General features: G+C 62.8%; 18 protein-coding genes. 5 read left to right on the top strand and 13 right to left on the bottom strand.

The window, feature by feature from the left end; genetic code table 11:
- Positions 1 to 2 precede the first annotated feature (2 nt).
- From V3C40_RS19825 to V3C40_RS19805, 5 genes are all read left to right on the top strand, one after another.
- On the top strand, positions 3 to 7,850 hold the full coding sequence (locus V3C40_RS19825) for a YDG domain-containing protein (protein WP_331778321.1): 7,848 nt from the start codon (positions 3 to 5) through the stop codon (positions 7,848 to 7,850).
- Complete coding sequence (locus tag V3C40_RS19820; RefSeq protein WP_331778320.1) at positions 7,819 to 8,562, top strand: FecR family protein; 744 nt, start codon at positions 7,819 to 7,821, stop codon at positions 8,560 to 8,562. The genes V3C40_RS19825 and V3C40_RS19820 overlap by 32 nt, the downstream gene beginning before the upstream one ends.
- Before the next feature lie 105 nt (positions 8,563 to 8,667).
- The gene (locus tag V3C40_RS19815; protein ID WP_331778319.1) at positions 8,668 to 11,091 is read left to right on the top strand and encodes a heavy metal translocating P-type ATPase; all 2,424 of its coding nucleotides are present in this window, start codon (positions 8,668 to 8,670) and stop codon (positions 11,089 to 11,091) included.
- Position 11,092: 1 nt separating this feature from the next.
- Entirely contained in the window at positions 11,093 to 11,512 is a 420-nt protein-coding gene (gene cueR, locus V3C40_RS19810; protein ID WP_034750463.1) for a Cu(I)-responsive transcriptional regulator, read from the top strand.
- Positions 11,513 to 11,533: 21 nt separating this feature from the next.
- Positions 11,534 to 12,256: a glutathione S-transferase gene (locus tag V3C40_RS19805; protein ID WP_331778318.1), complete on the top strand. Its 723-nt coding sequence runs from the start codon at positions 11,534 to 11,536 to the stop codon at positions 12,254 to 12,256.
- A 47-nt stretch (positions 12,257 to 12,303) separates the two neighbouring features.
- On the opposite strand, the gene V3C40_RS19800 is transcribed toward V3C40_RS19805, so the two are convergent.
- From V3C40_RS19800 to V3C40_RS19740, 13 genes are all read right to left on the bottom strand, one after another.
- Positions 12,304 to 12,504 carry a heavy-metal-associated domain-containing protein gene (locus V3C40_RS19800; RefSeq protein ID WP_034750458.1) on the bottom strand — a complete coding sequence of 67 codons (201 nt, stop codon included), beginning with the start codon at positions 12,502 to 12,504 and terminating at the stop codon, positions 12,304 to 12,306.
- 83 nt (positions 12,505 to 12,587) lie between these two features.
- Entirely contained in the window at positions 12,588 to 13,529 is a 942-nt protein-coding gene (locus V3C40_RS19795) for a bestrophin family protein (RefSeq protein ID WP_331778317.1), read from the bottom strand.
- 265 nt (positions 13,530 to 13,794) lie between these two features.
- The gene (gene yidD / locus V3C40_RS19790) at positions 13,795 to 14,142 is read right to left on the bottom strand and encodes a membrane protein insertion efficiency factor YidD (protein WP_331778445.1); all 348 of its coding nucleotides are present in this window, start codon (positions 14,140 to 14,142) and stop codon (positions 13,795 to 13,797) included.
- A gap of 114 nt (positions 14,143 to 14,256) precedes the next feature.
- Positions 14,257 to 14,931 carry a site-2 protease family protein gene (locus V3C40_RS19785; RefSeq protein ID WP_331778316.1) on the bottom strand — a complete coding sequence of 225 codons (675 nt, stop codon included), beginning with the start codon at positions 14,929 to 14,931 and terminating at the stop codon, positions 14,257 to 14,259.
- A gap of 137 nt (positions 14,932 to 15,068) precedes the next feature.
- Positions 15,069 to 16,883 (bottom strand): PhoH family protein, encoded by a 1,815-nt coding sequence (locus V3C40_RS19780; protein WP_034750448.1) that lies wholly within the window; start codon positions 16,881 to 16,883, stop codon positions 15,069 to 15,071.
- A 289-nt stretch (positions 16,884 to 17,172) separates the two neighbouring features.
- Positions 17,173 to 17,643: a peroxiredoxin gene (locus V3C40_RS19775; RefSeq protein ID WP_034750445.1), complete on the bottom strand. Its 471-nt coding sequence runs from the start codon at positions 17,641 to 17,643 to the stop codon at positions 17,173 to 17,175.
- Positions 17,644 to 17,718: 75 nt separating this feature from the next.
- Positions 17,719 to 18,678, bottom strand: a complete 960-nt coding sequence (locus V3C40_RS19770; protein WP_331778315.1) for a polysaccharide deacetylase family protein — start codon at positions 18,676 to 18,678, stop codon at positions 17,719 to 17,721.
- Positions 18,678 to 19,730 carry a bifunctional UDP-4-keto-pentose/UDP-xylose synthase gene (locus V3C40_RS19765; protein ID WP_034750441.1) on the bottom strand — a complete coding sequence of 351 codons (1,053 nt, stop codon included), beginning with the start codon at positions 19,728 to 19,730 and terminating at the stop codon, positions 18,678 to 18,680. The genes V3C40_RS19770 and V3C40_RS19765 overlap by 1 nt, the downstream gene beginning before the upstream one ends.
- Positions 19,731 to 19,751: 21 nt before the next feature.
- Positions 19,752 to 20,669 carry a formyltransferase gene (locus V3C40_RS19760; protein ID WP_331778314.1) on the bottom strand — a complete coding sequence of 306 codons (918 nt, stop codon included), beginning with the start codon at positions 20,667 to 20,669 and terminating at the stop codon, positions 19,752 to 19,754.
- Positions 20,669 to 21,664, bottom strand: coding sequence for a glycosyltransferase (locus V3C40_RS19755; protein ID WP_034750895.1), 996 nt, complete (start codon positions 21,662 to 21,664; stop codon positions 20,669 to 20,671). Before V3C40_RS19755 ends, V3C40_RS19760 begins: the two co-directional genes overlap by 1 nt.
- Before the next feature lie 11 nt (positions 21,665 to 21,675).
- A complete protein-coding gene (locus tag V3C40_RS19750) occupies positions 21,676 to 22,812 on the bottom strand; it encodes a DegT/DnrJ/EryC1/StrS family aminotransferase (protein ID WP_034750435.1) in 1,137 nt (378 codons plus the stop codon).
- Between the two features lie 206 nt (positions 22,813 to 23,018).
- Positions 23,019 to 24,692, bottom strand: a complete 1,674-nt coding sequence (locus V3C40_RS19745; RefSeq protein WP_331778313.1) for a glycosyltransferase family 39 protein — start codon at positions 24,690 to 24,692, stop codon at positions 23,019 to 23,021.
- On the bottom strand, positions 24,689 to 25,081 hold the full coding sequence (locus tag V3C40_RS19740) for an Mth938-like domain-containing protein (RefSeq protein ID WP_070305185.1): 393 nt from the start codon (positions 25,079 to 25,081) through the stop codon (positions 24,689 to 24,691). Before V3C40_RS19740 ends, V3C40_RS19745 begins: the two co-directional genes overlap by 4 nt.
- Positions 25,082 to 25,447: the final 366 nt, after the last annotated feature.

Raw genomic sequence — 25,447 nt, 5'->3', positions numbered from 1 at the left:
CCATGCACAACCACGTCCCGCCCGCCTCCGCTTTCATCCTGACGCCGCCCTTTGCGCCGCCTTTGCGCCGCACGGCGCTGGCGCTGCTGCTGGCCGGCTGCTTCGGCGCCGCGCAGGCCAACCCCGCCTTGCCGCAGGTGGTCAACGGACAGGCCACGTTCAACCAGCAGGGCAATATCTTCTCGATCACGAACACGCCCAACACCATCATCAACTGGCAGAGCTTTTCCATCCATGCGGGCGAAATCACGCGCTTCATCCAGCAAAACGGCAATAGCGCCGTACTCAACCGCATCACGGGACAAGACCCCAGCAAGATCCTGGGCAGCCTGGAATCGAACGGCAAGGTCTTCCTGATCAACCCGAACGGCATCGTCTTCGGCCAGGGCGCGAAAGTGGACGTGAACGGGCTGGTCGCGTCCAGCCTGGGCATGACGAACGAGGATTTCCTGGCCGGCAAGCGTCAGTTCACGGCCGGCGGCGTGGCCGGCGGCGTCGGCAATGCGGGCACCATCAATGCGGGCAAGGGCGGGCAAGTGCTCTTGATCGCGCCGAACGTGGAAAACACGGGCATCATCACGGCGCCAAATGGCGAAGTGATCCTGGCGGCCGGGCACAGCGTGCAGCTGGCCGACCCCGGCAATCCGCAGCTGCGCGTGCTGGTCTCGGCACCAGGCGACCAGGCGCTGAACCTGGGGCAGATCATCGCCCAGGGCGGCGGCATCGGCATGGCCGGCGCGCTGGTCAGCCAGCGCGGCGTGCTCAACGCCAACAGCGCCGTCGTCGGCGAGAACGGCAGGATCGTGCTCAAGGCCAGCGGCAAGGCGCTGCTCGAGGCGGGCAGCGTCACCAGCGCCACGGGCGCGGCGGGTAAAGGTGGCGACATCCAGGTGCTGGGCGAGCAGGTGGGTTTGCTGGGCAATGCGAAGGTCGATGCCAGCGGCACTGCGGGCGGCGGCACGGTCTTGCTGGGCGGCGACTACCAGGGCAAGAACGCGGCCGTGCAAAATGCGCGGCAAGTACTCGTCGGCAAGGACGCCAGTGTCCATGCCGATGCGATTGACAGCGGCAACGGCGGCAAGGTCATCGCCTGGGGCAATGAATCGGCCCAGGTGCACGGCAGCATTTCCGCACGCGGCGGCGCACAAGGCGGCGACGGCGGCTTCGTCGAAACGTCCGGCCATTACCTGGCCGTCGACGGCATCCGCGTCAATACAGACGCGGCGCGCGGCAAGCGCGGCAACTGGCTGCTCGATCCGTACGACATCACCGTGGTCGCCGGCGCGGGCGGCCAGCTGACTGACGTCGACCAGTTCGCCGACTCTCCGTCCACCGGCAACACCAGCATTGGCGCCGACCTCATTTCCGACGCCAGCAGCAATGTCACCTTGCAGGCCCTGCACCGCATCAATTTCAACAGCGCCATCCACATCACGCAGCAAGGCGTGGGCTTGACGGCGCAGGCGGGCGAAATCATCAATGTCAATGCGCCCATCACCACCAGTGGCGGGCATATCACGCTGTCGGCCAACGATGCGGCCGCAGGCATGGCTTATGGCGTCGGCTCGAACGTCAACCTGAATGCGGCGCTTGACAGCGGCAATGGCAACGTACGGCTGTCTGGCGCCGGCGTCACTTTCGGCGTCGGCTCGGTCAATGTCGGCAATGGCAACCTGGTCTTGCGCGCGAATGTTGCCGGTGGTGCTATCGATTTGACGGGCAGCGGCGATCAGCTGCTGGGCAGTGGTGTCACCGGCCAGACGGTGCTGTTGGAGGCGGACAACATCAGCATCAACGGCGCCATCAATGTTGGCGGCGCCACGGGCAATGCCGGGGTGACCATGCAGGCGTTCACGGCGGGACGGGAGATCGTGCTGGGCGACAAGCCCGGTAACGGCCTGCGCCTGACAAATGCCGAACTGAACCGCATCGCCGCCGGCAGCGTGCATATCGGCAGCGCCACTGGCGGTGACCTGACGGTGGAGCAGGCGGTCGATCTGGCGACGGTCGCGCCGGGCGGCGGCGTAAAAAACCTGGTGCTCGAAAGCGGCGGCAATGTGCTCGTATCGAACACGCTGGCGTTGCGCCAGGATGGCAGCGGCATTGCCGCCACGGCCGGTGGCCTGCTGTCGGTCGCCAGCGGCGGCGGCCTGTCCGCCGGCGCGGTCAATCTGGTTGCCGACAATATGAGCCTGGGCGGCGGCGCGCAATCGGTAGCGGCCACGGCGGGCGGCACCGTCAGCCTGAGCCGCCGGTCCAGCGTGGGCACCATCACCCTGGGTACGGGGGCGGCGGACAATGCCAGCAGTCTGGGCCTGAGCGAGGCGGAATTGAAAACCATCAGCGCCGGCACGGTGCAGGTGGGCAGCGACAGTTTTGCCGGAGTCGTGAATCTCATCGGCGGGCTGGACCTGGCGTCGCAAGGCGAATTGAACCAGCTTGTGCTGCGCACGGGCGGCAATATCAATCTGAACGCCCCCCTCAGCGTGGCCAGGGGCTTGACCCTTGCTTCCGGCGGCAACATCAGTGCGAGCGGCGCCGTCAGCGTAGGGGGCGACTTCCTGCTCGATGGCGGACGCTGGGTGCAGAACAGCGCCAGCCTGCCCATGTTTTCCGCGCGCGGCTTCGGCATTGCGCAGGGCAGCTTCCTGCGCGCGTCCGGCGGTGACGGCGGCGCGTCCTCGCCCTACCTGATCGCCGATATCTACGGCTTGCAAGGCATCGCCAGCCTGGGGCTGGGCAACAACTATCGCCTGGCCGGCAATATCGACGCCAGCGGCACCGCGAACTGGAACGACGGCCAGGGCTTTGTGCCGATCGCCGGCGGCGGCAGCGGTTTTTCCGGCGTGTTCGATGGCGGCGGATTTACTCTCAGCAATTTGAAAATCGACCGCAGCCTGGCGTCCGGTTCGGCGGCAGGCCTGTTTGGCACCGTGCAGGGCGGCACCTTGCGCAACCTGACTCTGAGCGGCGGCAGCGTCACCGGCACGGCCAACGTGGGCGCGCTGGCGGGCAATGTCGTCAGCGGCACCGTCGATGGCGTGAACAGCAGCATGGCCGTCAGCGGCCAGCGCAATGTCGGCGGTCTGGTGGGCAGCAACGGCGGCGCCATCACCATGTCCAGCAGCAGCGGCGCCGTCACCGGCGTCAATGCCGACAACGGTGGCGCCATCGGCGGCCTGGCGGGATTGAATGCGTCCGTCGCTACCATCGCGACTTCGTACGCCACCGGCGTGGTGACGGGCGCGCGCGAGATGATTGGCGGCCTGGTCGGCAACAACCAGGGTGCGCTGAGCCAGTCGTATGCCACCGGCAATGTCACTGGCGCGCGCAGCATCGGCGGCCTGGTGGGCCTGAACGGCGGCACTATCGACGATGCGTACGCCAGCGGCGCCGTGGGCCGGGCCGGCAGTGCCGACCCCATCCTGGTCAGGGAAAACATGGGCGGGCTCGTTGGTGAAAGCACGGGCAGCGTCAGCCATGTCTTCAGCAGCGGCGCCGTGACGGGCGATGGCTATGCGGCCGTGGGTGCGGTGGCCGGCCGCGTCTCCGCCGGTTCCCCGTTCAGCTATGGTTTTTTCAATTATGAAACGTCGCTGGTGCAGATCGATGGCGGCGGCTCCAGCGGCCGCAGCACGGCGCAAATGCAGCAGCAGGGCAGCTTCAACGACTACAATTTCAGCAGCGTGTGGCGCATCTACGAAGGCTATACGACGCCGATGCTGAAGGCTTTCCTGAAGCCGCTGCAAGTGAATCTCTCGGGCAATGCCACGGGCAAGGTCTACGATGGCCAGCTGGCCGCCTTCCTTGGTTCGATCGGCTATGTGGGATTGCTCGACGGCGACACGGGCGTGAATGGCAACCTTGGCTACGGCAACGCGCGCAACGTGGGCAGCTACGCAGCGACGGGCCTGTGGTCGACCAAATACGACATCACCTTGGGCGGCACGACGACCTTTGCCATCACGCCGCGCGCGCTGACGGTGAGCATCGGCGGCAATGGCAAGGTCTATGACGGCACCCTGGGCTACGACGGCGCCAGTTACGTGCTGGGCAATCTGGTGACGGGCGACAATATCAGCGTCAGCGGTAGCGCCGCTTTCCTCGACAAGAATGTGGGCGGCAGCAAGGCCGTGCACGCCAGCGGCCTGACCCTGAGCGGCAATGAGCTGGGCAACTACAGCCTGGCCGCGACGACGGCGGACGGCACGGCGGCCATCACGGCGCGCGTCCTGAACTATGGCGTCTCGGGCGCGCAAAACCGCGTCTACGACGGCGGCTTGCAGGCAGCCCTGAATGGCTATTTCGAAGGCCTCGTGACGGGCGACCAGGTCGGCATGGCCGGCTTGCAGGGCAGTTTCCGCGACAAGAATGCGGGTACTGGCAAAGTGGTCGATTACCAGGTGGCGACGGGCCACCTGACGGGTGCCGATGCGGGCAACTATGTGCTCAATGGAAATGCTGGCAGCACGACGGCCGACATCACGGCACGCACCCTGAACGTGAGTTTTAACGGCATCAACAAGACGTATGACGGCACGACTGGTGCGCAAGTGAGCTTCGGCGACGACCGTGTGCAGGGCGATACTCTGGCGGTGGCGGGCAATGCGGTGTTTGGCAACAAGAATGCAGGTACCGGCAAAACCGTCACGGTGACGAACGTGGGCGTGAGCGGTACTGACGCGGGCAACTATGTGTTGAACACCAATGCGGGCAGCACAACGGCCGACATCGCGGCGCGCACCCTGAACGTGAGCTTTAATGGCGTCAACAAGACCTACGACGGCACGACAGCGGCACAGGTCGGCTTTGGCGACGACCGCGTGCAGGGCGATGCCCTGACGCTGGCGGGCAATGCGGCCTTTGGCAACAAGAACGCGGGTACCGGCAAAGCCGTCACGGTGACGAACGTGGGCGTGAGCGGCACTGACGCGGGCAACTATGTGTTGAACGCCAATGCGGGCAGCACCACGGCCGACATCACGGCGCGCACCTTGAACGTAAGTTTTAACGGTATCAATAAGACCTACGACGGCACGACCGGTGCGCAAGTGAACTTCGGCGACGACCGCGTGCAGGGCGATGTCCTGACGCTGGCGGGCAATGCGGCCTTCGGCAACAAGAACGCGGGTACCGGCAAGGCTGTCAATGTAAGCAATGTGGGCGTGAGCGGTGGCGATGCGGGCAACTATGTGCTCAATGGAAATGCTGGCAGCACCACGGCCGACATCACGGCACGCACCCTGAACGTGAGCTTTAACGGCATTAACAAGACCTACGACGGCACGACCGGTGCGCAAGTGAACTTTGGCGACGACCGCGTGCAGGGCGATGTCCTGACGCTGGCGGGCAATGCGGCCTTTGGCAACAAGAACGCGGGTACCGGCAAAGCCGTCACGGTGACGAACGTGGGCGTGAGCGGCACTGACGCGGGCAACTATGTGTTGAACGCCAATGCGGGCAGCACCACGGCCGACATCGCGGCGCGCACCTTGAACGTAAGTTTTAACGGCATCAACAAGACCTATGACGGCACGACGGGTGCGCAAGTGAACTTTGGCGATGACCGCGTGCAGGGAGACGCCTTGAGCGTGAGCGGCAGCGCCGCGTTTGGCAACAAGAATGCGGGCACCGGCAAAACTGTCATGGTGGCGAACGTGGGCGTGAGCGGGACTGACGCGGGCAACTATGTGTTGAACACCAATGCTGGCAGCACCACGGCCGACATCACGGCGCGCACCTTGAACGTAAGTTTTAACGGTATCAACAAGACCTACGACGGCACGACGGGCGCGCAAGTGAACTTTGGCGATGACCGCGTGCAGGGCGATGTCCTGACGCTGGCGGGCAATGCCGCGTTTGGCAACAAGAATGCAGGTACCGGCAAAGCCGTCACGGTGACGAACGTGGGCGTGAGCGGCACTGACGCGGGCAACTATGTGTTGAACACCAATGCTGGCAGCACCACGGCCGATATCGGCGCGCGTGCGCTGAACCTGTCCGGCGTGGCGGGCAACAAGGTTTACGATGGCATGACGGGTGCGCAGCTGAGTCTGGGCGATGACCGTGTCGCCGGCGACAGTTTAATAGCCTCGGCCGTAGCCACCTTTGCGGACAAGAACGTGGGCACGGCCAAGGCTGTGCAGCTCAGCGGCGTGGCATTGACGGGCGCCGATGCGGGCAATTACTTTATCGTCTTGCCGACGGGCTTGCTGGCCAGCATCACGCCCGCCAGCCTGACTCTGGCAGGCTTGAACGCCGCCGGCAAGGTATATGACGGCACGACGTCCGCCACTGTCAGCGCGTCGGCGAACGGCGTGCTGGGCCAGGACCTGGTCAGCGTCGTAGGCGGCAGTGGCAGCTTTGCCGACAAGAACGCGGGCGCAGGCAAGTTGGTGGCGGCCAGCGGTTTCCGCCTGGCGGGCGCCGATGCGGGCAACTACACCCTGGAAACGACGGGCGGCACGGCGCAGGCATCGATTGCGCAAAAACAATTGTCCACCTGGGTCGGCAGCGGCAACGGCTTGTGGAGCGATGCGGCCAACTGGGATGGCGGCGTCGTACCGGAAGGCGCGAACGTGCTGGCTGTCGATTTTACAAACAGCAAGGGCATCGTCACCTACAGCGCGGCGGCTGGCAACACCATCCTGAAAAACCTGAACTCGGCGACGGGCTTGCTGTTGACGGGCGGTAGCCTGACCCTCGGCGAGAGCGCGCTGGACCGCTCCGTGCTGGGCGGCCTGGCCGGCCTGGAAATCAACGGCGGCAGCTTGTTGCTGAACGGCAGCCTGTCGGCGGACCGCTATGCGCAAGGTGGCGGCGTGCTGAGCGGCAATGGCAATCTGCTCGTCGCCAACAGTTTTAATCAGACTGCCGGCGCCATCCGGCTGGCAGGCCAGCTGGCCATTACGCAAGCGGCTGGCGACTTGCGCTTCGCCAGCGTGGCGGCGAACGACGTAAAGCTGAGCGCCTTGACCGGCGCCATCGGCCAGGATGGCGCGCTGCGCGCCGGTAGCCTGGTTGCGCAGGCACGCGATGGCATCGTGCTGGGCAATGCGGGCAACCAGGTAAGCAGTTTTACCGCCAGCAATAGCGCAGCGGGCGGCATTGCGCTGAACAATACCTCGGCGCCGGGCACCTTGACCTTGGGAACGCTCGTCACGGGCGCGGGCAATATCGCCATCGACAACACGGGCGGCGTCGCCGCTGGCAATATCAATGCGAATGGCGGCAACGTCAGCGTGACGGCGCACAGCCCCGTCACCGTCAACGGCAAGATCACGGGCAATGATATCGCGCTCAATGCCAGCACGGACGTGCTGCTCGGCGATGGCACGCAGTTGGCTGCCGCGCGCGATATCAGCCTGGTGGCTGGCGGAGACATCCATGTCGGCGGCAATGCGAATATCGTCAGCGGCGGCAATTTCAGCGCCAGCGCGGGCGCCAGTGTGCGCTTTGCGGACACGGCAAGTTTTTCCTTGCCGGCAACGGGCAGCATGAGCGTGCTGGCGAAAACAGGCAGCATCACGGGTGACGCGGGCGTGCGCGTCAACCGCCAGCGCAGCGGCGTGACCCTGCTGGCGCCGAATGGCGCGGTGAGCATGGCGGATGCCATCTTCCTGCCAGCGACGACCATCGACAAACCCGTGATCGACGCCGCCACGAACGCCGCCATCGACGACGCCTTGCGCATCATCAAGCAGGCCGACCGTGCCAATGATGTGCTCGTGTCCACGCCGCCAGCCAAGCCGGACGACAAGAAGAAAGACAGCAAGGATGTTGCCGATGCCACAGATAAACCTACAGGATACAAATTCGATGATGCCGCTAAAAAAATGTACTGCAATTAAGGCCTTGCTGTGGCTGGCCCTGATGTGCGTGGGCGCACACGCCTGGGCGGGGCAGGTGGCCGGTACCGTCATGCAATTGAGTGGTCCGCTGATGGCCAAGAAGATGGACGGCAAGGTGAAAATCCTGGCTATCAAGTCCGAGGTCGAGCAGGGTGACACCTTGCTGACGGAAAAGGAAACCTATGCCTTGATCAAGCTGATCGACAATAGCGAAATCATCCTGAAACCGAATACCAGTTTCGTGATCGAGCAATTCAGCTACACGGCCGAGCAGCCCGATGGCGACCATGCCATCTTCAGCTTGCTCAAGGGCGGCTTGCGCTCCGTCACGGGCCTGCTGGGCAAGCGCAACAAGGAGCGCTTCGAGATGAAGACGCCGGCCGCCACCATCGGCATCCGTGGCACCACCTTCATTGCCAGCTACGTGCCGCCGGCGGCACCTGGCGGGGCAGCGGCGCCCAAGGCTGGCCTGCCAGGATTGTATGTGCAGGTGCTCGATGGCATGATTCATGTGACCAATCCTGCGGGCACGCTCAACTTTGCCCCGGGCCAGTTCGGTTTTACGCCCAACTTCCAGCAGCCGCCCACGCTGCTGCCCGTCAATCCTGGCATAAAATTCACGCCACCAGTTGCCTTTGTGCTATCGTCCTCAAGCGGCGGCGGTTCTGCAGGCGGCAGCAAGCCTGCCGCCATCGATTGCGTGGTGCGCTAAGTTTTTCACGCAAGCCCGGGAAACCCATGAAAATAGGGCTTGACCTTCCCATCGTTGGATAGCAGATCCTGACCTTATTCGTTAATCTTTCGGACAGGATCTGCCATGAACCAGAGTGCACTCGCTCCCGCCACTTCCCCACCCGCCGCCGCGCATGCGCAGGCGCTGGCCATCGAAGGCATGAGCTGCGCCTCGTGCGTGGGCCGCGTGGAAAAAGCCCTGGCCGCCGTGCCCGGCGTGACCCAGGCCAGCGTCAACCTGGCCACGGAAGTGGCCAAAATCAGTTCCGACACGCCGATTCCCCTAGCCACCTTGCAGGCAGCCGTGGAAAAGGCCGGCTACACGGTAGCGCAGCGCGAAATCGACCTGAACATCGCCGGCATGACGTGCGCCTCTTGCGTGGGCCGGGTGGAAAAAGCCCTGCTGAAGGTGCCGGGCGTGCTGGGCGCCAGCGTCAACCTGGCGACGGAAAGCGCGCGCATCAAGGTGACGGGTGGCCTGGAAGCGGGCACCCTGATCGCCGCCATCGACAAGGCCGGCTATGCAGCCAGGGTTCCCGCCGCCAGCCAGGCCAGCGCGCCCGCTGCCGCACCCAACCGCGATGGCATGAAAGTGGCGTTCGCGGCCGTGCTGGCCTTCCCCTTGATGTTGCCGATGCTGCTCGAGTGGGCCGGCATCCATCTGATGCTGCCAGGCTGGCTGCAATTCGCGCTGGCCACGCCCGTGCAGTTTTACTTTGGCGCGCGCTTCTACAAGGCCGGCTGGAAGGCGGCCCGCGCCGGCAGCGGCAATATGGATCTGCTCGTCGCGCTGGGGACGAGCGCCGCGTATGGCTTGTCCGTCTACCAATGGCTGACGGCGGGCGAAATGCTGCCGCACCTGTACTTTGAAGCATCGGCCGTCGTCATCACTTTGGTGTTGTTGGGCAAATGGCTGGAAAGCCGCGCCAAGCGCCAGACGGCCTCGGCCATACGCGCGCTGCAAGTCTTGCGTCCGGAATCGGCCCGCGTGCGCCGCGACGGCGTGGAAATCGACTTGCCCGTGGAACAAGTAAAAGTGGGCGACCTGGTGGTCATCCGTCCCGGCGAGCGGGTGGCCGTCGATGGCGTGGTGGTGGAGGGCGCCAGCCAGATCAATGAGTCGCTGATCACGGGAGAAAGCTTGCCGGTCGATAAGCATCCGGGCGACAAGGTCACGGGCGGCGCCATCAATGCCGATGGTTTATTGCTGGTACGCACGCAAGCGGTGGGTGGCGAGACGACCTTGTCGCGCATCATCCGCCTGGTGGAAGACGCCCAGGCGGCCAAGGCGCCGATCCAGCATCTGGTCGACAAGGTCAGCGCGATCTTTGTTCCCGTGGTGCTGGTGCTGGCGCTGCTGACCATGCTGGGCTGGTGGTTTGCTACCGGCGAGCTGGAGAACGCCATTATCAACGCCGTGGCCGTGCTGGTCATCGCCTGCCCCTGCGCGCTGGGCCTGGCCACGCCGACGGCCATCATGGCCGGCACGGGCGTGGCTGCCCGCTACGGCATCCTGATCAAGGATGCGGAAGCGCTGGAAGTGGCGCATGCCGTCAATACCGTCGTGTTCGACAAGACGGGCACCTTGACCATCGGCAAACCTGCGCTGGCGGCCCTGCATGCACACGGCATCGACGATGCCCGCCTGTTGCAGCTGGCGGCCAGCATCCAGCGTGGCAGCGAGCACAGCCTGGCGACGGCCGTACTCGACGCGGCGGCCGCGCGCCACATCGAACCCTTGCCAGCCACGGGCCTGTCGGCCTTGCCGGGCCGCGGCCTGGCGGCCCACGTCGATGGCCTGGAATTGAAACTGGGCAGCACGCGGCTGATGCAGGAGTTGAAGGTGGACATGGCGCCGCTGGCGGAACAGGCCTTGTCGCTGGAGAACACGGGCAACACGATCTCGTGGCTGGCCTCGGGCACGGAACTGCTGGGCCTGTTCGCCTTTTCCGACCAGGTCAAGCCGAACGCGCAGGCGGCCATCGCCCATCTGCACAGCCTCGGCATCCAGACGGTGATGTTGACAGGAGATAACCAGGGTAGCGCGGACGCCGTCGGCAAGCTGCTGGGCATCGACACGGTGGCGGCGAAAATGCTGCCGGCCGATAAAACCGCTAAAATCGTCGCGCTGAAAGGCGAGGGCGCGAAAGTGGCCATGGTGGGCGACGGCATCAACGATGCGCCCGCGCTGGCGGCTGCCGACGTGGGTATCGCCATGTCGACGGGCACGGACGTGGCCATGCATGCGGCCGGCATCACCCTGATGCGCGGCGATCCGGCCCTGGTGGCGGATGCCATCGATATCTCGCGCCGCACGTACAGCAAGATACGGCAGAATCTGTTCTGGGCCTTCATTTATAACCTGATCGGCATTCCGCTGGCCGCCTTCGGCCTGCTCAACCCCATGGTGGCGGGCGCGGCGATGGCCTTCAGTTCGGTCAGCGTGATCAGCAATGCCCTGTTGCTGCGCCGCTGGAAAGCCCGCAGTGCGCATACCAAGGAGTCATAGGATGAATATCGGCCAGGCGGCAAGCGAAACGGGCGTATCGGCAAAAATGATACGCTACTATGAAAGCATTACTTTGTTAAAACCCAGCGCGCGCAGCGATGCCGGCTACCGCATCTACACGCCGAACGACTTGCACGCCCTGCGTTTTATCAAGCGCGGGCGGGGCCTGGGTTTTTCGCTCGAGCAGATCCGCGAACTGCTGTCGCTGTGGCAAAACGATCAGCGCGCCAGCGCGGACGTAAAAGGCATCGCCCTGGCCCACGTGGCGGACTTGAATCAGCGGATCGCCGAACTGACGGAAATGCGCGATACCCTGGCCCACCTGGCGCAATCGTGTCACGGCGACGACAAGCCCGATTGCCCCATCCTGCAAAGCCTGGGACTGGCCGGCGACAAGGAAGCGAAAGCATGTTGCCCTTGATGTAAGTCAACGGAGGTGCATATGGCGTATGAACTGTACTATTGGCCCACGATACAGGGGCGTGGTGAATTCATCCGGCTGGCCCTGGAAGAGGCGGGCGCCGAGTACCACGACATCGCCCGTTTGCCTGAGCGCAAGGGGCAAGGCGCTCCCGCCATGCTGGCCTGCCTCGACGGCGGCAGCACGCCACAGGCCGCCTACGCGCCGCCCGTGCTGCGCGATGGCGAGCTGCTGATCGGCCAGACGACGAATATCCTGTTCTACCTGGGCCGGCGCCTGGGCCTGGCGCCGCGCGCGGAAAGCGGCCGTTTGTGGCTGAACCAGTTGCAGCTGACGATGGCCGACTGGCTGACGGAAGTGCACGACACGCACCATCCGCTGTCGATGAATCAATATTACGAAGAGCAAAAGCAGGCGGCCATGCTGCGCAGCGCCGATTTCCGCCAAACACGTTTACCCAAGTTTCTCGATTATTTCACGCAAGTGTTGCTGAACAGCCGCGGCCAGTATCTGGTGGGCGCCAGGCTCACGTATGGCGACCTGTCGCTGTTCCAGATGCTGGCCGGTTTGCATTATGCATTTCCGCAAGCCATGGCGCGTCTGGTGCCTGAATATCCTGCCTTGTCCGACCTGCACGATGCTGTGGCGGCGCGGCCAAACATCGCCCGCTACCTGAAATCGAAGCGCAGAATCGCCTTCAATGAGGACGGCATCTTCCGCCATTATCCCGAGCTGGACGGATAAAAAAACAGCCGGCGCAATGGCCGGCTGTCGTGACGCTGCTGTGGCTGTTATTGCGCGCTGGTGACGGGAAAGCCCGCCTCCACGATGGCCGCGCTGATGGCGCCCAGCTCGGCGGGCGATTCCACCGTGACGCGTTTGCTGGCCAGGTCGATCTGCACCTGGGCTTGCGGATCGATGGCTTGCACCGCTTTCGTGACCGAGCCGACGCAATGGCCGCAGCTCATGTTTTCAACTTGTAACTGATACATGGCAAGCACTCCTTCAATGGTTAAGTGTGTCCACTGTAAGCCTTCCCCCGATGGTAAGGTCAAGGGGAAAGCTGCCCTACGGGTCAATTCAGCAGGAAATCGACGGCTTGCATGGGCGGCGGCACCTTGTCGTCCTGCACGGATTCGCGCAAGCTGATGTCGATGGCGCGGCACATGGCCGACAGAGGCAGATCGTTGGCATCCTCGCCGAACGGTTCCTCTATCTCGTCGCCCAGCGCGTCGAGGCCAAAGAAGGTGTAGGCGACGATGGCGACGACGAACGGCGTCATGAATCCGAGCGAATCGACGAGGCCGAAAGGCAGCAGGAAACAGTACAGATACGCTGTGCGGTGCAGCAGCAGCGAATACGAAAACGGAATCGGCGTGCTGCGGATGCGTTCGCACGACGCGCCCGCCGCCACCATGGCCGAGACCGTGTTATCGATCTGCGTGGCGAGGATGCTGTCGATGCGGCCCTGCCGGACGCAGTCGGCCAGGTCGTGGCCCATCTGCAGCATCAGGTAGTCGGACGGGTTCGCCGCCTTGCAGGCCGCGTCCCATTCGGCCGGGCGCAGCAGCGGCTGCAAGTCGGCCGGCCCGCGCGTGTCGCGCAGCTGGTGGCGCAGCGCATGGCAAAAGGCGATGGTGCGGTAAATCATTCGCACGCGCACGTCTTCCAGGCCCAGTCTGGCGTGGGCCGGCGTGTCGCTGCGTATCATGGTCTGGCACTGGCGCGAGAAATTACGGCTGCGCAAGACCAGTTCGCCCCACAGCTTGCGCGCTTCCCAGTAGCGGTCGTAGGCGGCCGTGTTGCGAAAGCCCAGGAAGATGGCCAGCGGCAAGCCGATCAGGGTAAACGGGATGGTGGTGAGGATCACCTTGTGGTCGAACAGGGTGCCGTGGCACCAGGTGACGAGCGTGGCGATCAGGGTGTTGACGATGAGCGTGATGCGGATGCGCGGCAGGACGGAACCGCGCACCACGAGGAACAGCCGTAGCGCCGATGGACGCTCGCGCACGATCATGTTGTGCTCCCCGTTTGGGAGCGGGCTGGCGGGGAACGGCGCGCCCGGTGATGGTTAAAAGGGGTAAGACGGAACGGCAATGGCCGGGAACAAAAAGCCCGCGATATGTGCGGGCTGAGCTGGGTGTGCATGGGAAGCAGAGTAGGGGAGACGGCTTGAGTATAGGCCGCCGCTTCTCTTCAGGCCAATTCACAGTAATAATGGGTATTATTCATTTCATGAATGAATATTTCATTTGTAATTTAAGTTCACATAACTACTGAAATTACTGTTTCTTTTTCCGTCGGGGCCAGTCGCAATCGAGCAAGTCGCATGGGTTGCAGGAACAATGGTGGCAGTCCGGCGACGGGATGTCGCAATCGCAAAAGCCTGCCTGGGCCAGATGTCTGCCGCTGCGTCGTGCCTGCGGATGCAGCGCGAGGTGCTGGCGATGCCGTTCGCCGCAGGCGCGCAAGCGGCCTTGCAACAGGGGCAGGCCCGTGCGCAAGCCATGACGTTCAATCATCCGGTAGCCATAGGCGGAGCAGCTGTCGCGCCCCGTCAGCACGCGGTAGGCGCAGGAAAAACCCTTCCATGGGGACAGGTAGCGCTGGTAGGCGCGAATGGCCCACAGGGCCAGGCGTTTGCCGCAAGTGTCGAATGAGAAAATGCCAACTCCTTTACCGGGGGCGTCAAGACGGTGGTGCGAGCATACGACAAGTGTCCAAAAAATAATAGCGCCAGCGGCCTAGGCAGCCATGATTTTCCAGCCATACCAGCCGAACGCCGCCGCCCACGCCAGCAAGATAGCCAGCCCTGGCAGCAATAGCCACTTCGCCACGGACTCTTCCCACGCCACATACGGCTTGCCGCCGCGCGCGATGGCCAGCAGCGCCTGGCCCCCGTTCAAGCCGGCAAACGGCAGCAGGTTGAACGCGCACAGTTTCAATGAGAACAGGGCGAACACGAGCGCAAAGCCGTGCGTGCGGGCAAAGTTTTCTCCATCCCCCAGCAATGCCTGCGCCGTCGACAACGGCGCCAGTGCGCCGTGGATGATTTGTCCGAAGGCAGCGACAAAGCGCTCCCAGCCCGAGGCTCCCAAGATGCACAGCGACAAGGCCAGCAGCACCCCCACGCCGCTCAATGGCAGCAGCACCTGCTTCCACAGCGGCTGGAAGTTATAGGCGTCCAGGCAACGATCGTCGTCATACAAGATTTCCTCGCGCGTATCTTTCAGCACTACATTGCCGGCCAGCGGCAGCAGCTTGATGTGCACTTTCCCCCAGGTCAGCAAAGTCGGGCCCACGCCATAGCTGACGCTGCGCACGGTGATGCCGAATGCGCGGGCGCACGCGGCCATGATGGAAATGTGGATGAGCATGAAAAGGACGAAGCAGAGCAGCAACTGGAGGGCGGGGTGCATCGGATAGGGTGTCCTGAATGAAAGGAGCGGTATTAGAACATACCGTCAAGAAAAGTTGCGCACATGAAAAAAGCCCCGGTCGCATCGCTGCAGCCGGGGCTTCGAATGACTGGGCAGCTTGCGCCGCCCGCTAACACTTACAGCACTTCGCTGGCGTGGTCCGCCAGGCGCGAACGCTCGCCGCGGGCCAGGGTGACGTGGCCGCTGTGGGTCCAGCCCTTGAAGCGGTCGACCACATAGGTCAGGCCGCTCGAGCCTTCCGTCAGGTACGGCGTGTCGATCTGTGCGATGTTGCCCAGGCACAGGATCTTCGTGCCGGGACCGGCGCGCGTGACCAGGGTCTTGACTTGCTTCGGCGTCAAGTTCTGCGCTTCATCGATGATGAGGAACTTGTTGACGAACGTGCGGCCGCGCATGAAGTTGAGCGACTTGATCTTGATGCGCGAGCGGATCAGGTCTTGCGTTGCCGCACGGCCCCATTCGCCGCCATCGGAGTCGGACTTGTTCAGCACTTCCAGGTTGTCGTCGAAGGCGCCCATCCATGGCGACATCTTTTCTTCTTCCGTGCCTGGCAGGAAACCGATGTCTTCGCCTACCGGCACCGTGACGCGGGTGACGATGATCTCGTTGTAGAGCTTGGTTTCCAGCACTTGCGCCAGGCCGGCGGCCAGGGCCAGCAGGGTCTTGCCGGTACCGGCCTGGCCCAGCAGGGTGACGAAGTCGCATTCCGGATTCATCAGCAAGTTCAGCGCGAAGTTCTGTTCGCGGTTGCGCGCCGTCACGCCCCACACATTGTTCTTCGTGTGGCTGAAGTCGCGCAGGGTTTGCAGCACGGCCGTCTTGCCGTTGATCTGTTTCACCTGGCCATAGAACGGCGTTTCGCCGTTTTTCGGTTCCAGATAGATAAACTGGTTGACCAGCAAGGAAGGAATGAACGGGCCCGTCACGCGGTAGAACGTGGAGCTGTAGCCGTTCTTGCTTTCCTGCCACGATTCCATGTCCTTGCCATGCTTGTTCCAGAAGTCGTCCGGCAATTGCACGATGCCCGAATACAGCAAGTCCGTGTCTTCCAGCACATGGTCGTTGAAGTAATCTTCGGCCGGCAAGCCCAGCGCGCGCGCCTTGATGCGCATGTTGATGTCTTTCGACACCAGCACGACAGGGCGGCCTTCCTGTTCCGATTCCAGCGAGCGCACGACGGCGAGGATCTGGTTGTCGGCCTTGCCCACTGGCAAGCCAGCCGGCAAATCGGCGCTTTGCAAGCGCGTCTGGAAGAACAGGCGGCCCTTGGCATCCTTGTTGCCCAGCTTGGACAGCAGGATGCCGTGTTCGATGGCGTCGTCGTCCGTGTTGCTGATCAGGGCGTCCAAGGTGCGCGAGACCTGGCGTGCATTGCGCGCCACTTCCGTCATGCCCTTTTTATGGTTGTCCAGCTCTTCCAGGGTCATCATCGGCAGGTACACGTCGTGTTCCTCGAAGCGGAACAGCGACGATGGATCATGCATCAGCACGTTCGTGTCGAGCACGAACAGCTTGCTGATGCCGCGCTGGTCGGCGGCCCGGCTGGCGGACGATTTGAGCTGCACTTCCACAGGCTTGTGCTTGGCCGGATGCGGTTGCTCGGCTTGCTTGAGGGGCTTGATCGGCGTGACCTTGCCTTTTGCGGCCGGCTTGGCTTTCGCTGCGGGCGCAGCAACGGCGGCAGGCGTGGCCGCAACAGGCGCAGGTGCAGGCGCTGCTGGCTTGGCGACCATCAGGGCCGCCACTTGCTTGATCTTCGTGGCCGCATTGCGGACCGGCTTTGCAACTTCGGCGATTGCCGTTTCAATGATCGGTGCAGCCACTTTCTTGGCTGCCGGGGTTTTGGTGGCCGGGCGCGCTGCGCCTGCGGTTGGGTAATCTTGGGTGGCCAGGATGGTGGCTGGCTTGCTCGGTAATTTTGGCAGTGGCATCAGGATCTCAATCAAAAAATTTCTGGAATGAATCTCCCATGGGCAGCCAGCTTCTGGCGGCACTTCTCATGGGGGGATGCGAGGGGAACAACAATGCTACAGGACGAGAAACTGCCGGAAGGCCGGCAGCATGGCCGGTCATGGACGCCATCGGCGGGCTGCTGGCCCGCCTGGCGGAGTGGATGGAGGCGCTTCGTTGACTCAAAATGGCGATAGGTACCGTGAACTGAACTGCGGTTGAACCAGGCTCGCTGGAAGCCGACAACACGCATTGGATCAACATGGACGATCAATTCAGATGCGCTACGAATTCCAGCACTTCTTCCACGTGAGTTGCGACCTTCACGCCTCTCCATTCTTTCACCAATCGGCCCTGGGCGTCAATCACAAACGTACTGCGCTCGACGCCGCGGACCGTCTTGCCGTACATCTGTTTCATCTTCATGACGTTAAACAGCAGGCAAACGGCTTCGTCCGGGTCGGAAATGAGCTCGAATGGCAGCTCGAGCTTGGCCTTGAAGCTTTCGTGCGAGCGCAGGGAATCGCGGCTGATGCCATAGATTTCCACGCCGGCGGCGACGAATTGCGGATACGCATCGCGGAAAGCGATGTTTTCCGTGGTGCAGCCAGGGGTGTTGTCCTTCGGATAGAAAAACAGCACGGTGGCCTTGGCCGGGCGGCCCAGCAACTGAAAGGTTTTGCCGCTGGTCATGGCGGCGCTAAAGTCGGGTATGCTAACGAGGGATTGGCTATCAGCCACAGGTTCTCTCCTGAACGGTGATCATCAGCGCTGGTTTTTAATCTGGCAACGCATCCAGGTGCAACAATACAGCATTCAGGCCGCTTTGCCCTGCACAATCAGGCGTCCCGAACGCCCGGGCAACTCATCCCAGGTGATGGGGCAAACGGGCAAGTCCGCATCTTTTATCTTTTCATAGTAATCGCCCATCGCTGCAAACCGGTAGCCCTGGGCTTTCCAGCCAGCCAGCAGTTGTTCGAAAATGGGGGCGAGTTTCTGTCCTTCAAGTTCCGCATGCAAGGTATACACGTGATCGCGGGGATTATCCGCCGTCAGCGACAATATATGCGCGGCAACATTGCCGGTGGTGATCAGTTTGCCGTCGATTTCGCAGCCCAGCAATTCATCCAGGGTGGGCAGCGTGGTCGGCAGTTGCACGCATTGCAGGATGGTGTTGCCGTTGCGCACGCGGTGCGGGCCTTGCGACGGCTGCGCCATGGCGCCGCGCGCGTCGAGCATGGCGCGGCCATCTGAGGCAAAGCGGTAGCCGGCCGTGTCGTGCTCGACAAAGGCGCTGACGTTCATTTGCCAGCCGGCCGCGCCGTGCGTGTGCGGCTTGGTGCCAAACACCTGTTCGTAGCGGTTGGCGGCCTTGCGCATCATGTTGATGGTCCAGGCGGCGTTGCGCTTGGCCACGTTGTCTTGCCACAGGGTGTGATCCCAGGTGTGGATGCCGCACTCGAAACCGGCATCGCGCACGGCGCGCAATTGCGCCGCGCATTGCTTGCCGATATCGGGTCCCGGCAGCAAGGTGCCGTACATCAATGTTTTCAAGCCGTAGTGCTCGACTACCGACGTGCGCGACACCTTGCTGAAAAAGCCGGGCCGCAAGGCGCGCCGCAGGGCCCAGCCCGTGTGGTCTGGGCCCAGCGAGAACAGAAAGGTGGCCTTGGCCTGGTGCGCGGTCAGCATGCGCACCAGATTGCCCATGCCTTCACGGGTGCCGCGATAGGTATCGACGTCGATTTTCAGGGTCAGGAACGGCTTGCTCAACATTAATCCATCAGGGCTTTGGCTTGGGCTACCTGGCTGCGGTAGGCGTCGAAAATATTGCGCAGGGAATCGGCCATGGTGGTGGTCGGTGCCCAGCCCAGCTCTTCGCAGGTATTCGTGATTTTCGGCACGCGGTTTTGCACGTCCTGGTAGCCGGCACCGTAGTAGGCGCCCGAGGTCGTTTCCACGATGTTCACGTGTTTCGCGCCTTCGGCGTATTCCGGGTACTCGGCGGCCAGGGTCAGCATCATGCCGGCCAGGTCGCGGATCGAATAGTTATTGGTCGGATTGCCAATGTTGTAGATCTTGCCGCTGGCGATGCCGTTCTTGTTGGCGATGATGCGCATCAGCGCATCGATGCCGTCGTCGATGTAGGTGAACGCGCGTTTTTGCGCGCCGCCGTCCACCAGCGAGATGTTTTCGCCGCGCACGATATGGCCGAAGAATTGCGTCACCACGCGCGAGGAACCTTCTTTTGGCGTGTGGATCGAGTCCAGACCCGCGCCGATCCAGTTGAATGGACGGAACAGGGTGAAGTTCAAGCCTTCCATGCCGTAGCCCCAGATCACGCGGTCCATCAGCTGCTTGGCGTTCGAATAGATCCAGCGCGGCTTGTTGATCGGGCCGCAGATCAGTTCCGAATTTTCCGGATCGAATTCCTCGTCATGGCACATGCCATACACTTCCGAGGTCGACGGGAAGACCAGGTGCTTGCCGTACTTGGCGGCCGAGCGGACGATAGGCAGGTTGGCTTCGAAGTCCAGTTCGAAGACGCGCAGCGGCTGCTTGACATAGGTCGATGGCGTGGCGATGGCCACCAGCGGCAGGATCACGTCGCACTTCTTGACGTGGTACTCGACCCATTCCTTGTTGATTGTGATGTCGCCTTCGAAGAAGTGCATGCGCGACTTGTAGTTGTCATCTTCCAGCAATTCCGTGATGCGGTCCGTGTTCATGTCCATGCCGTAGACATGCCAGTCGGTGGTTTCCAGGATGCGCTTGGACAGGTGGTGGCCGATGAAGCCGTTGACGCCTAAGATGAGGACTTTTTTCATGTGAGATTCTCTTGTGTGATATCAGTGTGTGCTGACGCGGGTGGTCAGACTTGCTTGCAATTGCTGAGCCGAAACCGGCTCCCCGGCAGCCCTCAGCGCGGAAATGGCCAGCATGTGGCCGTCTCCGCAGACGCCAAAGATGCAATTATCCACTACCGCCAAGCCCGGTGGCAAACTTCCTGCTGAATGCTTGCTTAAACGGGCTGTTTCGATGGTGTAAATAACATTGTTGACTTCGGTGAACGCGCCGGGATAGGGCGGCGCGACGGCCCGGTGCAGGTTGTAGACCTGCTGCGCCGGTAACTTCCAGTCGATGCGGCCGTCTTCCGGCGTACGTCCGCCAAAGTAGCCGCCCTGGCGCAAATCGTTGAGCTGGCGCGGCGCCGTGCCGTCCAGCAAGGCCGGCAGCACGTTCCACAAGGTTTGCTCCGCCGCCACGGTGACCTTGCCGAAGACTTCGAAGGCCGTGTCGTCGGGCAGGATGGGCACGGCCGTTTGCGCGACGATGGCGCCGGCATCGGGCTTGACCGTCATTTCATGCAGGGTGGCGCCCGTTTGCGGGGCGCCATGCAGCACGGCCCAGTTGACGGGCGCGCGGCCGCGGAACTGCGGCAGCAGCGAACCGTGCATATTGTAGGCGGGCGCGACTTCCAGGATGCTGGCCGGCAGCATGTGGCGGTAGTAAAAGCTGAACAGCATTTCCGGTGTTGCCGCCTGTACCTGCGCCAGCAGCTCGGGCGCGCGCGCGTCCGATGGCGTGATGTACGGAATGCCTTCAGCCTGGCACAGGCTGGCGACGGATTCGAACCACAGGTTTTCCGTGGGGCTGTCTTCGTGCGTGACGACGAGGGCGATATCGACGCCGCCGGCCAGCAGCACCTTGATGCAGCGTACGCCCACATTGTGGTAGCCGAAGACGACGGCGCGCGGGGCGCCCATCAGCGGCCCACCTGGCGTTTTTCCAGGCGCACGTACGATGGCGCCTCGGCTTCCGCCTGGACCATGCCGTCCTGCAAGATGGTTTGCACCACATAGCGAGGACGGGCCCGCACTTGCTGGAAGATGCGTCCCACGTACTCGCCCACGAGGCCGATGCCGAACAGGATCACGCCCATCAGGAAGAAGGCGATGGCGAACAGGGTGAACACGCCCTGCGCCTCGGCGCCGAACAGGAAGCGGCGCGCCAGCAGATAGATCACCAGCCCGGCCGAACTGAAGGACAGCAGCATGCCCAGCATCGAAAAGATTTGCAGGGGTATCAGCGAAAAGCCCGTGACCAGGTCGAAATTGAGGCGGATCAGGCTGTACAGCGAGTATTTCGACTCGCCGGCTGCCCGTTCCTCGTGCTCGACGGTGATTTCCGTGGGCTTGCGGGCAAACGTGTAGGCCAGGGCGGGCACGAAGGTGTTGACTTCGGCGCACTGGTTGACCAGGTCGATCACGTTGCGGCCGTAGGCGCGCAGCATATTGCCCTGGTCCGTGATCTTGATGTTGGTGATGCGCTCGCGCAGCCGGTTCATCATCTTCGAGGCCAGCGTGCGCCAGGCGGAATCTTGCCGCTTGCGCCGGATCGAGCCCACGTAATCGTAGCCTTCGCGCATCTTCGCCACGAGGTTGCCGATTTCTTCGGGCGGGTTCTGCAGGTCGGCGTCGAGCGTGACCATGATCTGCCCGCGCGACGCTTCAAAACCGGCCAGGATGGCCATGTGCTGGCCATAATTACCGTTGAACAAGACGACGCGCGTGACGTCGGGGCGCTGGCGGAACTGTTCCGCCAGGATGGCCACCGAATTGTCGCGGCTGCCATCGTTGATGAAGATGATCTCGTAGCTCGTTTGCAAGGCATCGAGGGCCGGATACAGGCGGGCGAACAGGCTGGCCAGGCCATCCTGCTCGTTGTAGATCGGAATGATAACGGACAGTTCAGGTTTCATCGGCGCGCTGCTCATTTGATGAGTATGGATTTGACGGTGGCAACGGCGCGTTCCACGTCCTGTGTCGTCATGGCGTAGAACATCGGCAAGGTCACGGTCAGGCGGCCGATCTTTTCCGAGACGGGGAACATGCCCTCGGTAAAGCCGCGTTCGCGGTACATGGTAAACAGGTGGATCGGTGCGTAATGATAGCCCGTTCCCACGTTTTGTTGTGCCATTTGCTGCATGAAGGCGGCGCGCGTGCCGGGGCCGTTGTCGGGCAGGATGATCTGGAACAGGTGCCAGTTGCTGTTTTCAAAGTCCTGCACGGGCAGCTGGGCGCCGCTCTGCGCTTCGAAGTCGCTGCCGAATTGCTCAAAGTAATGGCGCGCCAGCGCGCGGCGGTGGGCCGTGATGGCGTCGATATTGGCGAACTGGCCCAGGCCGATGGCGGCCATGATGTCGCTCATGTTGTATTTGCCGCCCAGCACGTCGACATCGATGCCGTCGACGCCGCTACGCGTGACACCCTGCAGCCGGTATTTCTCGGCCAGCTTCGCTTCTTCCAGGTTGTTCAGGACGAGGCAGCCGCCTTCGCCCGTGGTGATGTTCTTGTTGGCCTGGAAGCTGAACGAGACGAAGTCGCCAAACGCGCCGATGCGCTTGCCCTTCCACGTGGAGCCGAACGCTTGCGCCGCGTCTTCCACGACCCGCAGATTGTATTTTTCAGCAATCGCGTACAGGCGGTCCATGTCGACGGGCAAGCCGGACAGGTAGACGGGGATGATGGCTTTCGTACGCGCGGTGATGGCCGCTTCCAGTTTGTCGAGGTCGATATTGCGCGTGACGGGATCGATGTCGGCAAACACGGGCGTGGCGCCCACTTCGATGATGACGTTGGCCGTCGCTACCCACGACACGGGTGTGGTGATGACTTCGTCGCCGGGGCCGATGCCGGCGATGCGCAGCGCGATTTCCATGGTGCACGTGCCCGAATTGAAGGTGCGCACGGGACGCCCGCCGAAATACTCGGACAGCTGGGCTTCGAAGGCCTGCACTTTCGGGCCGCTGGTGATCCAGCCCGAGCGCAGCACTTCGCCGACGGCGGCGATGGTCGCTTCGTCGATGGTGGGTTTGGAAAATGGCAAAAAGGGCAGGGTAGAAGTCATGGGGTGCGGCTCTTGGGTCGGTATGGTGTCTGGGTATCGGTGTCGCCAAGGCTGCCGTGCGCTCAAACGCGGCCGGCAGGCATGGCTATTTTATATCGTCAGTATGGCGGCGCAGCCGGTTCAGCAGTGAAAAATCCTGCCGCTGCGGGGGCGGGGCAAGCTGGCCGGGGGCGCGATCCATGCTGCCTCGCACCCCAGTTAAAACACTATTTGTTGGCAATGACCATGCGGCGCGCATCCTCGGCGATAACACGCATGGGCACGCCACGTTGTTGCAATTCCTTGTAACGGTTCAGGCTGATAATGGCCATGTCGCGCACGCCGGCGTTGGCATCGTTCGTCCATTGCGTGATGAAAGTCTCGATGCTCGGGATGGACAGTTCCGGCTGCTGTTTCAGGCCAAACGTGAACTCATCCCAGTAATCGACGAGGATCACGGGCCGCTGCAGGTAATACGTCAGCGACTGTTCATAGATGCCGACCGAATAGAGCTTGGTATCGGCCGTCAGTTCGGCCTGGATCTGCGGCAGCATGTCGGTGCCCGCGCGGTTCTGGCCATACAGTTCGGAGCCGGCCAGGATGCAGTGCGTGGCCAGGAAACCGGCGCCGGCAATCGTCAGCACCGTCATGTCGCGGCGCAGCTGGCGCGCATGCAGCAGGGCCAGGGCGCCGCCCGCCAGGGCGAAGAAGCCGGCCGCCATCAGCCATGGCTGGTAGCCCTTGAGCGCGACCAGGGCATCCGCGTCGCGTGCGCTGGCCTTGCTGAAGGCGATCGGTCCGCCGATCAGGATGGCCGCGCCCAGTACGCACAGCAGGCCGGCGGCCAACAGGCGCTGGCGGCGCGATGCCGATTCCAGGTACAGCGCCACCAGCAAGGCCAGCGCGGGGAAGATGGGCACGATATAGCCGGGCAGCTTCGAGGTCGAATAGCTGAAGAAGAAGAAAATGAAGACGGCCCAGATCAGCAGCATCAAACGGGGCTGGAAGGCCCCTTCCTGGCGCTTGAAAGCGGCGGCCAGGCTTTGCGGCAGCACACCTATCCATGGCAGGATGCCGGGAATGAGCAGCACGAGGAAGTAGTACCAGGCGCCTTCGCGCTTGTGGCCCTTCATCAGGAAGCGCTGGAAATGCTCGTGGATGAAGAAGAAATGCGGCTGTTCCGGATTGCGCAGGGCGACCAGCACGAACCATGGCGTGGCGATGGCAAAGAACACCAGCAGGCCCTTGACCAGGTGCAGACGCGTCCAGATGCGCCAGTCGCGCGCACACAGCGAATACAGCACCAGCACGGCGCCCGGCAGCACGATGCCGATCAGGCCCTTGGCCAGCACGGCCAGCGCCATGGCGGCCCAGCAAGCCAGCATCCAGTTGCGCCGTTCGATCGCCGTGGCGTCGTCGCGCTGGGCGATCAGCAGGCTGCCCATGGTGAGGGTCATCATGCCCGACAGGCCCATGTCCAGCGAATTGATCTGGCCCGAAGCGAGCCAGAACAGGCTCGACGCCAGCACCAGGCCCGCATACAGGCCCACGCGCGGGCCGAACACTTTCTTGCCCGCGTAGGCTGTCATGCACACGCCGATGATGCCGCACAGGCCAGTCCACAGGCGTGCCTGCCACTCGCCCAGGCCGAAGGCGGTGAAGGTCAGCGCATTCATCCACGTTTGCAGCGGCGGTTTTTCAAAGTACTTGATGCCGTTCAGGCGCGTGGTGATCCAGTCGCCCGTGACGAACATTTCGCGCGCCATCTCGGCGTAGCGGCCCTCGTCGGGCGGCACCAGGGTGCGCACGCCCAGCGCATACAGGGTGACGACGATGAAGATGCCCAGCAGGGACCACATCAGCACCCGCGACGAGTGCAGTTCGTTGACATTGATTTTCATGCGGCCTTGCCTGCGGCCGGGGCCAGGATCAGGGCCAGGGTGACTTTGCGGCCTTCGCCCATGAGGATATTGTAGGTGCGGCAGGCGGCCTGGCTATCCATGCATTCGACGCCGATGCGGCGCATGGTCAGCGCGGCCGTCAGTTTCGGATGCACGAAGCGCTGGCGTTCGCCCGTGCCGAGGATGACCACGTCGGGAGAGTCGGCCAGGATTTGCGCGAAATGCGCCTCGGTCAATTCTTCGAAACTGGTGACTTCCCACGCGCGTGGCGGCGTTTCCGGCATGACGATCAGGCTGTAGTTGTACGGCTGGGCATTGATCTCGACGCCGTTTTCGTCATAGCCGGTGACAGTCTGGTATTGTTGGGTGCTGCTGGCGTGGAGTTTCATGGCGATATCGGGGCTGGTCGTGTCGGTTGATCGGTACGCGCGCGGCCAAACTGGGCGCCGCGGCCAAGGGCGTAAGCATGCCATAAATGACAGAAAAGAGCGACTGAAAAGCAACATCCTTTCCAGATTGCAATGTTCGGCGCCACAGTGGCGCTGCATGCTTGCGCCATGGTAATGCTGCAAGATTAAGGGAAGATGAAGATGGCGCCCGCCCGATTGTCGTCCGGATGCGCCAACGTGGCAGAATCGGCGTCAAAGGCTGCGGTTCGCCATGTTTAATTTGATAAAATGCCCTGTTTTCGGCGAGAATGGTTGTTTTCGCCTTGCAGTCTTTCGCATCGCAGTTTCACGGGTTCATAGTTCTGG

This window comes from Janthinobacterium sp. LS2A (genome assembly GCF_036543145.1).
Classification (GTDB): Bacteria; Pseudomonadota; Gammaproteobacteria; order Burkholderiales; family Burkholderiaceae_D; genus Janthinobacterium; species Janthinobacterium aestuarii.
The sequence above is the reverse complement of the archived record's forward strand: the minus strand, read 5'-3'. Positions and strand labels throughout refer to the sequence as shown.

Coding starts and splice junctions, on each gene's coding strand:
- V3C40_RS19825 (WP_331778321.1), top strand. CDS start 3: ATGCACAACCACGTCCCGCCCGCCTCCGCTTTCATCCTGACGCCGCCC.
- V3C40_RS19820 (WP_331778320.1), top strand. CDS start 7,819: ATGATGCCGCTAAAAAAATGTACTGCAATTAAGGCCTTGCTGTGGCTG.
- V3C40_RS19815 (WP_331778319.1), top strand. CDS start 8,668: ATGAACCAGAGTGCACTCGCTCCCGCCACTTCCCCACCCGCCGCCGCG.
- cueR (WP_034750463.1), top strand. CDS start 11,093: ATGAATATCGGCCAGGCGGCAAGCGAAACGGGCGTATCGGCAAAAATG.
- V3C40_RS19805 (WP_331778318.1), top strand. CDS start 11,534: ATGGCGTATGAACTGTACTATTGGCCCACGATACAGGGGCGTGGTGAA.
- V3C40_RS19800 (WP_034750458.1), bottom strand. CDS start 12,504: ATGTATCAGTTACAAGTTGAAAACATGAGCTGCGGCCATTGCGTCGGC.
- V3C40_RS19795 (WP_331778317.1), bottom strand. CDS start 13,529: ATGATCGTGCGCGAGCGTCCATCGGCGCTACGGCTGTTCCTCGTGGTG.
- V3C40_RS19785 (WP_331778316.1), bottom strand. CDS start 14,931: ATGCACCCCGCCCTCCAGTTGCTGCTCTGCTTCGTCCTTTTCATGCTC.
- V3C40_RS19780 (WP_034750448.1), bottom strand. CDS start 16,883: ATGCCACTGCCAAAATTACCGAGCAAGCCAGCCACCATCCTGGCCACC.
- V3C40_RS19770 (WP_331778315.1), bottom strand. CDS start 18,678: ATGTTGAGCAAGCCGTTCCTGACCCTGAAAATCGACGTCGATACCTAT.
- V3C40_RS19765 (WP_034750441.1), bottom strand. CDS start 19,730: ATGAAAAAAGTCCTCATCTTAGGCGTCAACGGCTTCATCGGCCACCAC.
- V3C40_RS19760 (WP_331778314.1), bottom strand. CDS start 20,669: ATGGGCGCCCCGCGCGCCGTCGTCTTCGGCTACCACAATGTGGGCGTA.
- V3C40_RS19755 (WP_034750895.1), bottom strand. CDS start 21,664: ATGAAACCTGAACTGTCCGTTATCATTCCGATCTACAACGAGCAGGAT.
- V3C40_RS19750 (WP_034750435.1), bottom strand. CDS start 22,812: ATGACTTCTACCCTGCCCTTTTTGCCATTTTCCAAACCCACCATCGAC.
- V3C40_RS19745 (WP_331778313.1), bottom strand. CDS start 24,692: ATGAAAATCAATGTCAACGAACTGCACTCGTCGCGGGTGCTGATGTGG.
- V3C40_RS19740 (WP_070305185.1), bottom strand. CDS start 25,081: ATGAAACTCCACGCCAGCAGCACCCAACAATACCAGACTGTCACCGGC.